The organism is Pseudomonas sp. SA195, from assembly GCF_054131565.1.
The window spans coordinates 323,118-336,590 of the sequence record NZ_CP096392.1 but is presented as its reverse complement, the minus strand read 5'-3'; the positions used below and the strand labels follow the sequence as shown (position 1 = coordinate 336,590).

At 64.3% G+C, this 13,473-nt stretch carries 14 protein-coding genes; 7 read left to right on the top strand and 7 right to left on the bottom strand.

Annotation, left to right across the window (positions count from 1 at the left end):
* Window positions 1–74: 74 nt before the first annotated feature.
* The 4 genes from rpoH to ftsY form a co-directional block, all read right to left on the bottom strand.
* Window positions 75–929, bottom strand: coding sequence for an RNA polymerase sigma factor RpoH (gene rpoH, locus M1D78_RS01545; protein ID WP_437422315.1), 855 nt, complete (start codon window positions 927–929; stop codon window positions 75–77).
* A 111-nt stretch (window positions 930–1,040) separates the two neighbouring features.
* The gene (gene ftsX / locus M1D78_RS01540; protein WP_437422316.1) at window positions 1,041–2,051 is read right to left on the bottom strand and encodes a permease-like cell division protein FtsX; all 1,011 of its coding nucleotides are present in this window, start codon (window positions 2,049–2,051) and stop codon (window positions 1,041–1,043) included.
* Window positions 2,048–2,719, bottom strand: coding sequence for a cell division ATP-binding protein FtsE (gene ftsE, locus M1D78_RS01535; protein ID WP_437422317.1), 672 nt, complete (start codon window positions 2,717–2,719; stop codon window positions 2,048–2,050). The genes ftsX and ftsE overlap by 4 nt, the downstream gene beginning before the upstream one ends.
* A complete protein-coding gene (ftsY, locus tag M1D78_RS01530) occupies window positions 2,716–4,020 on the bottom strand; it encodes a signal recognition particle-docking protein FtsY (RefSeq protein WP_437422318.1) in 1,305 nt (434 codons plus the stop codon). The genes ftsE and ftsY overlap by 4 nt, the downstream gene beginning before the upstream one ends.
* 205 nt (window positions 4,021–4,225) lie before the next feature.
* On the opposite strand from ftsY, the gene M1D78_RS01525 reads away from it, so the two are divergent.
* Genes M1D78_RS01525 through M1D78_RS01510 form a run of 4 tightly spaced genes read left to right on the top strand, consistent with a single transcriptional unit; the run spans window position 4,226 to window position 8,758 of the window.
* On the top strand, window positions 4,226–5,581 hold the full coding sequence (locus tag M1D78_RS01525; protein WP_437422319.1) for a M16 family metallopeptidase: 1,356 nt from the start codon (window positions 4,226–4,228) through the stop codon (window positions 5,579–5,581).
* On the top strand, window positions 5,574–7,112 hold the full coding sequence (locus M1D78_RS01520) for a M16 family metallopeptidase (RefSeq protein WP_437422320.1): 1,539 nt from the start codon (window positions 5,574–5,576) through the stop codon (window positions 7,110–7,112). The genes M1D78_RS01525 and M1D78_RS01520 overlap by 8 nt, the downstream gene beginning before the upstream one ends.
* Window positions 7,112–7,711: a 16S rRNA (guanine(966)-N(2))-methyltransferase RsmD gene (rsmD, locus tag M1D78_RS01515; RefSeq protein WP_437422321.1), complete on the top strand. Its 600-nt coding sequence runs from the start codon at window positions 7,112–7,114 to the stop codon at window positions 7,709–7,711. The genes M1D78_RS01520 and rsmD overlap by 1 nt, the downstream gene beginning before the upstream one ends.
* 42 nt (window positions 7,712–7,753) lie before the next feature.
* Complete coding sequence (locus tag M1D78_RS01510; RefSeq protein ID WP_437422322.1) at window positions 7,754–8,758, top strand: hydrolase; 1,005 nt, start codon at window positions 7,754–7,756, stop codon at window positions 8,756–8,758.
* A 13-nt stretch (window positions 8,759–8,771) separates the two neighbouring features.
* Here the strand turns inward: M1D78_RS01510 and M1D78_RS01505 are convergent, their stop codons facing one another.
* Window positions 8,772–9,434, bottom strand: a complete 663-nt coding sequence (locus M1D78_RS01505; RefSeq protein WP_437422323.1) for a TetR/AcrR family transcriptional regulator — start codon at window positions 9,432–9,434, stop codon at window positions 8,772–8,774.
* 127 nt (window positions 9,435–9,561) lie between these two features.
* Here M1D78_RS01505 and M1D78_RS01500 point away from each other — a divergent pair, with 127 nt between their 5' ends.
* The 3 genes from M1D78_RS01500 to M1D78_RS01490 all read left to right on the top strand — a co-directional run bounded on the left by M1D78_RS01500 (window position 9,562) and on the right by M1D78_RS01490 (window position 12,032).
* Window positions 9,562–10,992, top strand: a complete 1,431-nt coding sequence (locus tag M1D78_RS01500; RefSeq protein WP_437422324.1) for a coniferyl aldehyde dehydrogenase — start codon at window positions 9,562–9,564, stop codon at window positions 10,990–10,992.
* 189 nt (window positions 10,993–11,181) lie between these two features.
* Window positions 11,182–11,664 (top strand): pantetheine-phosphate adenylyltransferase, encoded by a 483-nt coding sequence (coaD, locus tag M1D78_RS01495; protein WP_437422325.1) that lies wholly within the window; start codon window positions 11,182–11,184, stop codon window positions 11,662–11,664.
* 116 nt (window positions 11,665–11,780) lie between these two features.
* A complete protein-coding gene (locus M1D78_RS01490) occupies window positions 11,781–12,032 on the top strand; it encodes a YfhL family 4Fe-4S dicluster ferredoxin (RefSeq protein WP_025243441.1) in 252 nt (83 codons plus the stop codon).
* A gap of 160 nt (window positions 12,033–12,192) precedes the next feature.
* Here the strand turns inward: M1D78_RS01490 and M1D78_RS01485 are convergent, their stop codons facing one another.
* Window positions 12,193–12,534 carry a multidrug transporter gene (locus M1D78_RS01485; RefSeq protein ID WP_437422326.1) on the bottom strand — a complete coding sequence of 114 codons (342 nt, stop codon included), beginning with the start codon at window positions 12,532–12,534 and terminating at the stop codon, window positions 12,193–12,195.
* A 117-nt stretch (window positions 12,535–12,651) separates the two neighbouring features.
* The gene (mutM, locus tag M1D78_RS01480; RefSeq protein WP_437422327.1) at window positions 12,652–13,464 is read right to left on the bottom strand and encodes a bifunctional DNA-formamidopyrimidine glycosylase/DNA-(apurinic or apyrimidinic site) lyase; all 813 of its coding nucleotides are present in this window, start codon (window positions 13,462–13,464) and stop codon (window positions 12,652–12,654) included.
* Between the last annotated feature and the right edge of the window lie 9 nt (window positions 13,465–13,473).

Sequence of the window (13,473 nt, the reverse complement as noted above, 5' to 3'; positions counted from 1 at the left end):
GCGAACTGAACGAACGGCAAAGAAAAAGGCGCTGCAGAGCGGGTCTGCAGCGCCTTTGTCAGTTACCTCGCCTATCAGGCCTGAATAGACCCCTTCAGCTTGTTCATCGCATTCTTTTCTAGCTGACGGATCCGCTCGGCGGATACGCCGTACTTGGCCGCCAGGTCATGCAGCGTGGCCTTGTTATCACTCAACCAGCGCTGCTGAAGAATGTCGCGGCTGCGCTCGTCCAGGGCATCCATCGCTTCATGCAGATTGGAATTGGAGCTGTCGCTCCAGTCCGCATCTTCCAGCTGGCGGGCCGGATCGTAGCGGTGATCCTCCAGATAGTGCGCCGGGGACTGGTAGGCGCTGTCGTCATCGGCGTCGGCCGACGGATCGAAGGCCATGTCGTGACCGGTCAGACGGCTCTCCATCTCGCGCACTTCACGTGCCTCGACACCCAGGCTGTCGGCGACTCGCTCGACTTCGTCGTTGCTCAACCAGGCCAGGCGCTTCTTCTGGCTGCGCAGATTGAAGAACAGCTTGCGCTGCGCCTTGGTGGTCGCAACTTTGACGATGCGCCAGTTGCGCAGGATGAACTCGTGGATTTCCGCCTTGATCCAGTGGACCGCGAAGGACACCAGCCGCACGCCCATTTCCGGATTGAAGCGCTTGACGGCCTTCATCAGGCCGACGTTGCCTTCCTGGATCAGGTCAGCTTGCGCCAGACCGTAGCCCGAGTAGCTGCGGGCGATATGCACCACGAATCGCAGGTGAGCAAGCACCATCTGGCGAGCGGCCTCGAGGTCCTGCTTGTAGAACAGGCGCTCTGCCAGGTCGCGTTCCTGCTCGACCGAAAGCAGCGGGATGCTGTTTACCGTCTGCACGTAGGCTTCGAGATTGGCTCCCGGAACCAGCGCTTGAACAGGTTGCAGATTAGTCGTCATGCAGTTCCTCCAATAATGAAGCTGCAGCAGTTTAGCATTGCCGAATCAGACTTCAAGCCTGTGGAAAAGTTCCGACACCAATCTAAATAACTGAACAAAAACAATAACTTATCACCTTGGCGCAAGCTCACTGAGGTGCCGCGCTACCGCCAGCCAGGCTCCGATGTAGCCCAGCAGCAACGCACCGAGCACCAGCGACAGGCCATCCTCGACGGGTACCCCGGCCAGCCCGAAATCGCTGCCATACAGCCCAGCCAGGCCGGTCACGGCCTCGTTCAGCCACCCCAATCCGTAGGCGAGCAGCGCCCAGGCGATGAGCCCGGCCCCTAGGCCATAGAGTGCGCCCATATAAAGGAAGGGGCGCCGCACGTAGCCATCCGTACCACCAACCAGCTTGACCACTTCGATCTCGGTGCGGCGGTTCTCGATGTGCAAGCGAATGGTGTTACCGATGACCAGGAGCAAGGTCGCGATAAGCAGCAGACTTAGTCCGAAGACGAAGCGGTCGCCCAGCCTGAGGATGGCCCCGAGCCGCTCGACCCAGAGCAGGTCGAGCTGCGCCTGGGCCACGCCCGGCAGGTCGTCGAGCTGCTGTCGCAGGGCTTCCAGGTTATCCCGGTCGACTTCGCGAGGCGTGACCAGGATGACACCTGGCAGCGGATTCTCCGGCAGTTCGCGCAGGGCTTCGCCCAGGCCGGACAGTTGCTGAAACTCCTCGAGCGCCTGCTCGCGGCTGATCCATTCGGCCTCGGCAACGTCCGGTATCTCGAGTATCCGCTCACGCTGCGCTTGCCCTCCGGACGTGTCCACGTCCAGCTCCATGAACAGCGAGATCTGTGCGGCGCGCTGCCAGGAGCCGCCGAGCCGCTCGACGTTGTCCAACAGAAGCGCCAAGCCCATCGGTAGGCTCAGCGCGACAGCCATGACGAGGCAGGTGAAAAAACTGCCGATCGGCTGCTTGACCAGGCGCCCGACACTGTCGACGACGCTGGCGCGATGGCTCTCCAGCCAGGCGTGGAACAGCGCCTTGAAGTCCGGTTCGTCGTTGACGGGCTGTTCGGGCTTGTTGGGCAGGCCGCCGACGCGTTCGGCCGGGGTCGAGCCTTGTTTCTGTGCACTCATCGAGTCGCCTCCCCGTCACCGATCAGACGACCGCGCTGCAGCGTGAGCATGCGATGGCGCATGCGTGCGATCAGCGCCAGGTCGTGGCTGGCGATCAGCACGGTCGTGCCGAGGCGGTTGATGTCCTCGAACACACCCATGATTTCCGCGGCCAGGCGAGGATCGAGGTTACCGGTAGGCTCGTCAGCCAGCAGCAGGGCCGGGCGGTGCACCACCGCGCGGGCGATACCGACACGCTGCTGCTGCCCGGTGGACAGATCCGAAGGGTACTGCAACGCCTTGTCCTTGAGGCTGACTCGCTCGAGCGCCGTCATTACCCGCTGGCCGATCTCGCGCTTGCTCAGCCCGAGGATTTGCAACGGCAGCGCGGCATTGTCGAACACCGTGCGGTCGAAGAGCAGCTGATGGTTCTGGAAGACCACGCCGATCTGCCGACGCAGGAAAGGAATCTGGGCGCTGCTGATGCGCGACAGATCCTGCCCGGCCAGGAGCAGCTTGCCGCTCGTGGGTCGCTCCATCGCCAGCAGCAGCCGCAGCAGCGTGCTCTTGCCAGCGCCCGAATGGCCGGTCACGAAGAGAAATTCGCCGCGCTGCACATGGAAGGACAGCTCATGCAAACCGGTGTGCCCGTTGGGATAGCGCTTGCCGACCTGTTCGAAGCGGATCATGACGAGGCTGCACCCCCGCCCGCACCCCTCTCGGCGAACAGTGCGTCGACAAAGGCGTCCGCCTCGAAGGTCCGCAGGTCATCGATGCCCTCGCCCACGCCGATATAGCGAATCGGCGTGCCGAACTGCTTGGCCAGCGCGAAGATCACGCCGCCCTTGGCCGTGCCGTCGAGCTTGGTGAGCACCAATCCGCTGAGCTCGACCGCCTGGTTGAACTGCTTGGTCTGGTTGATCGCGTTTTGCCCCGTGCCCGCATCGAGCACCAGCAGCACCTCGTGCGGCGCCGTCTCGTCGAGCTTGCCCATGACCCGGCGGACCTTTTTCAGCTCTTCCATCAGGTTGTCCTTGGTATGCAGACGACCAGCCGTGTCGGCGATCAGGACATCGATGCCCCGCGCCTTCGCAGCCTGCACCGCATCGAAGATCACCGAAGCGGAGTCCGCGCCAGTGTGCTGAGCCACGACGGCGATGTTGTTGCGCTCCCCCCAGACCTGCAACTGCTCCACGGCCGCGGCGCGGAAGGTGTCACCGGCCGCGAGCATGACCTTCTTCCCCTCGAGCTGCAGTTTCTTGGCCAGCTTGCCGATGGTAGTGGTCTTTCCGACGCCGTTTACGCCAACCACCAGGATCACGAACGGGGTCCGGCTGGCATCGATCTGCAACGGCTGCTCGACCGGCCGCAGCAGGCCGGCGAGCTCCTCCTGCAGTGCCTTGTACAGGGCCCCGCTGTCAGCCAGTTCCTTGCGCGAAACGCGCCGCGTGAGGTTCTGCATGATCGCGGTGGTCGCCTCGACACCGACATCGGCGGTCAACAGCCGCGTTTCCAGCTCGTCGAGCAGGTCGTCGTCAATGGCCTTCTTGCCGAGGAACAGGCTGGCCATACCTTCGCCGATGCTGGCGCTGGTTTTCGACAAACCTTGCTTGAGACGTGCAAAGAAGCCAAGCCGAGGAGGCGCCTCGGCGACAGGGGCAGGCGGCGGCTCGATGGCGACTTCAGCCAGCGCCGGCTCTTCCGGCATCGTCTCGGGCACGACGATGTCGTGGGCCGGTTCGGATTCGGTCTGCAGCGCGGACACAGGCGCAGGCTCGGCCGACGCTTCGATGGGCGCCTCACGATCACGGACTTCTTCGCGGGCGGCCTCGTCGGGTTCATCGGCGAACGGCTGGCTCTCTTCCAGCGGCTCGGCGGCTGGCGGCGGCTCGGAGGCAGGCGCCTGCGGCTTCTTGCGCAGCCAGCCGAACAAGCCTTTCTTTTCGCCAGCCTCGGCTGGCGCCTTCTTATCGTCGTTGGAACCAAACATGGAGAAGATTTTCTCAAGAGGGCAAACGCCGGCGGCCACGCCACCGGCCGGACGGGCGCTATCCTAGCACTGCATAATCCCCTGCGCTAAGCGTGGCCCTACGCCAGGCTGCCGCCTTTGCCCTGGCATCAGCGCACCATTAACATGCCCGACGTGACAGCCTGCCGTGCCACCGGCGGATCCGACCTTCCAACGAGCCCCGACTATGCCCTTGACGCTACGCCGCGCCGCCCTGACGTTGTTAGGCGCCCTGTACTTGCCGCTGGTCATCGCCGCCGATGGCCAGCCCACCCACGAATTCTTCCTCGACAACGGCCTGAAGGTGATCGTGCGCGAAGACCACCGCGCACCGGTTGTAGTGTCGCAGCTCTGGTACAAGGTGGGTTCGAGCTACGAGTCTCCCGGCCAAACCGGCCTCTCGCACGCCCTTGAGCACATGATGTTCAAGGGCAGCCGCAAACTTGGCGCGGGTGAGGCCTCGCGCATCCTGCGCGAGCTCGGCGCTGAGGAAAACGCTTTTACCAGCGACGACTACACCGCCTACTACCAGGTCTTGGCGCGCGACCGCCTGGCTGTTGCCTTCGAGCTCGAGGCTGACCGCCTGGCCAGCCTGAAACTGCCGGCCGATGAGTTCGCCCGCGAAATCGAGGTGATCAAGGAAGAACGCCGCCTGCGCACGGATGACAAGCCCAGCGCACTGGCCTACGAGCGCTTCAAGGCCATGGCCTACCCCGCCAGTGGTTACCACAACCCGACCATTGGCTGGATGGCCGACCTGCAGCGCATGACAGTCGAGGAACTGCGCGGCTGGTACCAAACCTGGTACGCGCCCAACAACGCCACGCTGGTGGTAGTCGGGGATGTCACGCCAGAGGAAATCCGCAACCTGGCCGAACGTTATTTCGGGCCAATCGAACAACGCCCTCTGCCCAGCGCCAAGCGGCCGCTGGAGCTTGACGAGCCCGGCGAACGCCGCCTCACCCTTCACGTCAAGACGCAGCTACCAAGTCTGATCATGGCCTTCAACGTGCCCGGCCTGGCGACGGCTGACGAAAACCCCCGTCAGATACATGCCCTGCGCCTGATCAGCGCCTTGCTCGATGGCGGCTACAGCGCACGCCTGCCCGAGCAGCTGGAGCGCGGCGAAGAACTGGTGACCAGCGCCTCGGCCTGGTACAACGCCTACCCCCGCGGCGACAGCCTGTTCATCGTCAGCGCCTCGCCTAACGTGCAGAAGGGCCGCACCCTCGAAGAGGTCGAAGCCGGCATATGGCGGCAGCTCGAGGCGCTCAAGCAGAGTGCGCCTTCGGCAGAAGAGCTCGAACGGGTCCGAGCACAGGTCATTGCTGGCCTGGTTTACGAGCGCGACTCCATCACCCAGCAAGCCACAACTATCGGCCAATTGGAGACGGTGGGCCTATCGTGGCGGCTGATGGATGACGAGCTCGCTGCGCTGGAAGCCGTGACCCCGGAAGACATCCAGCAGGCCGCCCGCACCTATTTCACCCGCTCGCGCATGAGCGTCGCCCATGTGCTGCCCGAGGAGACCCGCGATGAGTGATCGCACCCCGTTGCGTCGCGGCCTGTTCGCCCTGGCGCTGGCCACTGGCCTGTTGACAGGCTGCAACGAGCACGCCAGCGAGACCGCCGCCAACCTGCCGGTGCCAGCCACGCAGACAGTTGCCACGCCGGCCGAGTCCGGCCAGGCCATCGCCCGCGAAGCCGAAGCGGAGCAACAGCGCATCCAGTCGCTCGACGAACTGGGCGACAAGCCGCTCGCCCGCCGCACACTGGACATTCAGAGCTGGCAGACCGAGGGCGGCGCACGGGTGCTCTTCGTCGAGGCCCACGAACTGCCGATGTTCGACCTGCGCCTGACCTTTGCCGCCGGCAGCAGCCAGGACGGCGGCGTCCCGGGGCTGGCCATGCTGACTAATGCCATGCTCAACGAAGGCATCGAGGGGCGTGACGTCACCGCGATCGCCTCGGGGTTCGAGGGGCTGGGTGCCGAATTCGGCAACGGCTCCTACCGCGACATGGCGATTGCCAGCCTGCGTAGCCTTAGCGCGGCGGACAAGCGAGAGCCGGCGCTGCAGCTGTTCAGCCAGGTGGTCGGCCAGCCGACGTTCCCGGAAGGCTCGCTGCAGCGGATCAAGAACCAGGTCATGGCCGGCTTCGAATTCCAGAAGCAGAACCCGGGCAAGCTCGCCAGCCTCGAGCTCTTCAAGCAGCTCTACCAGCAGCACCCCTACGCACATGCTAGCGAAGGCAACGCCGAGTCGATCCCAGGCATCACGGCCGACCAGTTGCGCGCCTTCCATGCCAAGGCCTACGCCGCCGGCAATGTGGTGATCGCCCTGGTGGGCGATCTCAGTCGAGACGAGGCCGAGGCAATCGCTAACACGGTTTCCGCGGCCCTGCCAAATGGGCCGTCGCTGCCAGCGCCACCAACGCCCGATGCCCCCCAGGCCGTGCATGAGCACATCGATTTCCCGTCAAACCAGACTCACCTGATGCTCGCGCAGCTGGGCGTCGCGCGAGGCGATCCGGACTACGCCGCGCTCTACTTGGGCAACCAGATACTCGGTGGCGGCGGCTTCGGCACGCGCCTGATGGAAGAAGTGCGCGAAAAACGCGGCCTGACCTATGGCGTGTATTCGGGCTTCAGCCCGATGCAGGCTGTTGGCCCCTTCATGATCAACTTGCAGACCCGCGCGGAGCTGTCCGAGGCGACGCTGGAGCTGGTCCAGCGCCTGGTCGCCGAATTCCTCGAGAAAGGCCCTACCGAAGCGGAGCTCGAGCGCAGCAAGCGCGAGATCGCCGGTAGCTTCCCGCTGTCCACCGCGAGCAACAGCGACATCGTCGGCCAGTTGGGCAGCATTGGGTTCTACAACTTGCCGCTGACCTATCTCGAAGATTTCATGCAACAGGTCCAGGGGCTATCAGTCGAGCAGGTGAAGACGGCGATGAACAAGCACCTCGAAGCCGGCGGCTTCGTCATCGTGACCGCCGGACCCAAGGTCGAGCAGAAGCCCCTGCCGCCGCCCAGCGATACACCCATCGAACAACCCAGCGGCGTTCCGGAGCATTGATGACCAGACCTTCCGCCCGCCCCGCCGCCCATGGCGGCCAAGGGCAACTGCGCATCATCGGCGGCGAGTGGCGCAGCCGCCGCTTTGCCTTCCCCGATGCCGAGGGGCTACGCCCCACTCCCGACCGGGTGCGTGAAACGCTGTTCAACTGGCTGGCGCCCTACCTGTCCGGCGCGCGTGTGCTCGACCCCTTTACCGGCAGCGGTGCGCTGTACCTCGAAGCGTTGTCACGCGGCGCCAGCATGGCCCTGGCGCTTGACCTCAACGCCAATGCTATCGCTGCCCTGCGCAAGCACCTCGATACCCTCAAGTGTGGCCACGGCCAGCTGATGCAAAGCGACGCCCTGCGCTACTTGGATACCCAAGCGCCGACCCCCTTCGACCTGATCTTTCTCGACCCACCATTCAGCAAGAACCTCCTGCTGCCTGCCTGCGAGCTATTGGAGGCCAAGGGCTGGCTGGCGAAGCATGCGTGGATCTATACGGAGAGCGAAGCGCAACCTTCGAGTCTCGGCCTGCCCGGTAACTGGCGCCTGCACCGGGAAAAGACGGCCGGCCAGGTGCACTACGCATTGTGGGAGCGCAGCGGCCAGGCCTGATCGGGCCCGGCACGCGCGCCAACGGACGGGCCGAACGTGTCCATGCCTGACACTGTCACCGCCTCGGTCGAGCAGGCTTTCCGGCCATCTCCCTGGCTACCGGGTGGCCACTTACAAACCCTGTGGAACCCCTTCTTCCGGCGCACCCCAGCGCTGGCGCGGCGCCGCGAGCGGCTCTGGCTCTCGGATGGCGACTTCATCGATCTCGACTGGCACGGTCCGCACGATGTGACCACGCCGCTGGTGCTGGTCCTTCACGGGCTGACCGGGTCATCGAACTCGCACTATGTCGTCGGGCTACAGGACCGTTTAGCGCATCAGGGCTGGAGCAGCGTCGCGATCAATTGGCGCGGCTGCTCAGGCGAACCGAACCTGCTGCCGCGCGCCTATCACTCCGGCGCCAGCGACGATCTGGCCGAAGTCATCGCGCACCTGCAGGCCGCACGCCCGCTCGCACCGCTGCATGCCGTGGGCTACTCGCTGGGCGGCAACGTTCTACTGAAGTACCTGGGCGAGACGGGCGCCGCGGCACCGGTGCAAAAGGCGGTAGCGGTCTCCGTCCCCTTTCGCCTGGACCAGTGTGCCGACCGCATCGGCCTTGGCTTTTCGCGGGTCTACCAGGCGCATTTCATGAAAGCGATGGTTGCCTACGTCAGGGACAAGCAACAGCGCTTCCAGCACGAAGGCCTGACTGAACACCTCGGCGCACTGCAGCGCCTGGGCTCGCTGGATGGCATGCGTACCTTCTGGGATTTTGACGGCCGCTTCACCGCGCCATTGCACGGTTACACCGACGCCCAGGACTATTACCGCCGCGCATCGAGCCGTTATTTCCTGCCAGACATCCGCGTCCCGACGCTGCTGATCCAGGCCGAGGACGACCCCTTCGTGTTCCGCCACAGCCTGCCCGAGCCGGGCGAATTGTCGTCAACCACCACCCTGGAACTGCACCCTAGCGGCGGCCACGTTGGCTTTGTCGAGGGCTCTCCACTCAAACCCGGCTACTACCTGGAGCGGCGTATTCCGCAGTGGCTGGGATCTCGCTGAACGGTGCTGCAGATCAACCGAGGGGCGCGTCGAGCGGCACGCGGAAGCGCCTACAGAGTGCGATATATCCCGCCCGCGCCGGCTCGGTAATGAAGCCTTCCTCCAGCGCCAGTACTTGGTAAACGCCGCGGCGCAGCAAGGCCTCGCTCAGCCGTTCCGAGCGAACGCCAGCGGTGTACAGGAAGCGCACCCATGAAGTGATGACGATCCAGGCGTTGAGCGCAATGTCCTCGACCTGAGTAGCGTCCATCCGCAGCAGGCCGGCATCGGCAAAGCCTTGATAGATGGTCCGGGCGGCCTTCAGATGGCGGTCGATGAACTGGCGGTAGCGCTCGGCCAGCAACGGGTCGTCGTCGAGCAGCTGTTCGAGGTTGCGTTGCACGAAGCGGTACTCCCAGATCGAGCCCAGCAGCGCTTCCAGATAGTCGGCCTTGTCATCCAGCGTCACCTCGCGGTCCGCAGGCAACTGCAGGAAGCCAGCCACGGCCGCTTCATAGCGGTCGAACAGATCGGCGACGATCATCCGCTTGTTGCGGAAGTGGTAATACAGATTGCCGGGCGATATTTGCAGGTACGCCGCGATGTGGTTGGTGGTGACGGCCGGCACGCCTTGCTGGTTGAACAGCTCGAGCGCGGCATTCAGGATGCGTTCGCGGGTATCGGGTCTGGGCGACATCGGGGGCATTCGTGACGGAGCGGAAACGAGGCGCAACGGTAACCCGGAAGCGGCATCCAGCCCAGCTCGATTGACAGAATAGAGTAATCACTCTAAACAGATTCGACCCCACCCCGGAGCTCGTCCCGTGCTCGCTGAGATTTCCTACCTGGACCAGACGCATCTCGTCATCGAGCGGCTGCCCGCAATTCTGGAGCGCCAGCGCAAGGCGTTCGCCGCCGACCCGCACCCGAGCAGCGAGACGCGCCTGCAGTGGCTCGAAGCGCTGCACGACCTGCTCGCCACGCATCAGCAGGCGATCGTCGAGGCAATCAGCCAAGATTTCGGACATCGCAACGCGGACGAGACCCGACTGGCCGAGATCATGCCCAGCCTGCACGGCATCCGGCATGCGCAGCGCCATCTCCGACGCTGGATGAAACCCTCGCGCCGCCGCGTCGGCCTGGCCTTCCAGCCGGCCAGCGCCCGGGTGATCTACCAGCCGCTTGGCATCGTCGGGATCATCGTGCCGTGGAACTATCCGCTGTACCTCGCGATCGGTCCCATGATCGGCGCGCTGGCGGCGGGCAACCGGATCATGCTCAAGATGAGCGAAGCCACGCCTGTCACCGGCATGCTATTGAAGGGCTTGCTGGGGCAAATCTTTGCCGAGGATCAGGTCGCTGTGGTGCTCGGCGAGGCGGATGTCGCTATCGCATTCTCACGGCTGCCATTCGATCACCTGCTGTTCACCGGTAGCACCCGCGTTGGTCGGCAGGTGATGCGCGCTGCAGCGGACAATCTCACCCCCGTAACCCTTGAGCTCGGCGGCAAGTCGCCGGCCATCGTCTCGGCTGACGTGCCCTTGGAGCAGGCCGCCGAGCGCATCGCCTTCGGCAAGATGCTCAATGCGGGGCAGACGTGCGTCGCGCCTGATTACGTATTGGTACCGCGTCAACGCCTAGCCCCCTTCATCGAGGCGTACCGCCAGGCGGTGCGCCACCTCTACCCCTCGCTGGTCGACAATCCTGACTACACCAGCATCGTCAACCAGCACCATGCCGATCGCCTGCAGGCCTACCTCGACGACGCACGGGCCCATGGCGCGCGCATACTGCCGCTGCATGACGAAGGCCATGGCCGGCGCATGCCGCCTTGCCTGGTACTGGACGTGAATGACCAGATGACGCTCATGCAGGACGAGATTTTCGGCCCGTTGTTGCCGGTAGTGCCTTACGACGGCCTCGACGAAGCGCTCGCCTACGTCAACGCTCGGGCTCGGCCGCTGGCGCTGTATTACTTCGGCTATGGCAAGGCCGAGCAGCGGCGTGTGCTGCACGAAACCCACGCCGGCGGCGTCTGTCTCAACGACACCCTGCTGCACGTTGCGCAAGACGACCTGCCATTCGGCGGCATCGGCCCGTCCGGCATGGGGCACTACCATGGTCGGGAAGGCTTTCTGACCTTCAGCAAGGCGAAGGGCGTATTCGCCAGGCCGCGACTGAACTCGACCCGGCTGATCTACCCACCCTACGGCCGACCACTGCAGCGCCTGATTACACGGTTGTTCGTACGATGAGGGCTGGCCGCTGTGCGAACGGCGCGGTAGGTCGACGGGGACTCCGCAGCCCGTCAAGCCCTCTAACGGTTGAAATGAGCATGAACAGCGCCATCATGCCGACAACGAGCCGGCATCCGCATTGATACTTTACGCTGCCGACACCCAGCCGCTACCATCCACCCCCCACGCATGCGTCAGGACGCCGCGATGAATCGAGTGTTGTATCCGGGCACTTTCGACCCGATCACCATGGGCCATACCGACCTGGTCGAGCGCGCCTCGCGCTTGTTCGACGAGGTGATCATTGCCGTTGCGGCCAGCCCCAACAAGAATCCACTGTTCCCACTTGAACAACGCGTCGCGCTGGCCAAGGAGGTGACAGCCCACCTGCCGAACGTCCAGGTGCTGGGCTTCGCCAAGCTGCTGGCGCACTTCGTCGTCGAGCAGCAGGCCAACGTCCTGCTGCGCGGCCTTCGTGCAGTGTCCGATTTCGAATATGAGTTCCAGTTGGCCAACATGAATCGCCAGCTGGTGCCGGACGTCGAAAGCCTGTTCCTGACGCCCTCGGAGAAGTTCTCCTACATCTCCTCGACGCTGGTCCGCGAAATTGCGCGGCTGGGTGGCGACGTCAGCAAGTTTGTCCACCCCTCGGTGATGAAAGCCCTGTCAGAACGCTACGCCTCGCGCTGAAACGCGGCGCGCGGTCGAGGGATGATCGGCCGCGTGCACCGGGCGAGCCAATGCGGCAAAATTGGCGGCCTGTTCTTACCTGCGCTACGGCCCGCGCCGCAGCTGGAGTTTGCTGGATGTCCCTGATAATCACCGATGACTGCATCAATTGCGACGTGTGCGAGCCGGAGTGCCCGAACAGCGCGATTTCCCAGGGCGAGGAAATCTACGTCATCGATCCCAACCTCTGCACCGAATGCGTCGGCCACTACGACGAACCCCAGTGCCAGCAAGTCTGCCCGGTGGATTGCATTCCGCTCGACGAGAGCAACGTCGAGAGCAAGGACGAGCTGATGCAGAAGTACCTCATCATCACCGGCAAGGCGTGATCACTTCGCCTGCCCAGAACTTCTTCACGATGGCTTTACTTCCGCAGCGGCCCTCGCCCGTTCCATACCCCGGCGCCAAAAACGAAACGGCTCCGCACGCACGAGGCGGCGGAGCCGTTTGAACGCCAAGCCGGCAGATGACCGACATTGGGCGTAGCAATCAGTCCTGGCGGTTGTAGCCGACGCGAGTGCAACCCAGGCAACGCGCGAATGCCGCAGCGCCGGGTTCAACCACCAGCGCCTTGCCAGTTTCCTTAATGCCACCGCCCATCGCGCTGAACGGCAGGCTGACGACGAACAGGCCGGCGCCGATCGCGGTAGCGGCAATCAGCAACGGGCGCGCGATTAGCAAGTCACCAACAATGGAAAAGGCCTTGGGTGCCTCGACGGTGTACAGGGGATCGCCACTGGCGTTCTGCTGCGTCGATTGCGCCTGGGCCGGCATTGCCAGCAGGCCGGTGGTCAGGGCCAAGACAACAGCAGTGGAGCGAAACAGATTCATGGTGTGGTCCTTCAGCTGGGCGAAACGAGGCAGATGATTGTAGTGGCGGTCCACTATAGCAGCGGCCACGGGTGATTGATCGTGAACGCCGTCAATGCCTGTGCAGCCGCGCCGAATTCATCGCTGGCAGCGGCCACAGTAGACACTGGCGCGCTGGCCCAGGCGCACTTCACGCAGGGTTGAGCCACACGTTTTGCAGAAATCGCCGCCGCGCCCATAGACGTATAGCTCCTGCTGGAAGTAGCCAGGCTTGCCATCCCCACCGACGAAGTCGCGTAGCGTGGTGCCGCCGCGCTCGATGGCGTAGGCCAGGATGCGTTTGATCTCGACGGCCAGCTTCAAATATCGCGCCCGGGAAACTGCGCCCGCGGCGCGCCGGGGGTCGATTCCCGCCGCGAACAACGCTTCGCTGGCATAGATGTTACCGACACCCACGACCACGGCGTTGTCCATGATGAACGGCTTGATCGCCATGCTGCGCCCACGCGATAGCATGTAGAGCCGATCACCGTCGAAGGCGTCATCCAGCGGCTCGGGGCCCAGGCTGGCGAGCAGCACGTGGCTCAGCGGATCATCGCTCCACAGCAGCGCGCCGAAGCGGCGCGGGTCGGTGTAGCGCAGCGCCATGCCCGATTCGAGCACGATATCGACATGCTCATGCTTGCCCGCCGGCAGCTCCGCCGGCACCAGACGCAAGCTGCCGGACATGCCCAGATGCGCAATCAGGGTACCGACCTCGGCCTTGATCAGCAGGTACTTGGCACGCCGCTCGACCGCCTCGATGCGTTGCCCGGACAGGCGCACGTCCAGATCGTCGGGGATGGGCCAGCGCAGCCGCCGCTCCCGGACGAGGACACGGCTGACGCGCTGGCCGATCAGGTGCGGGGCGATGCCGCGACGGGTAGTTTCAACTTCAGGTAATTCAGGCATGGGGCGAAT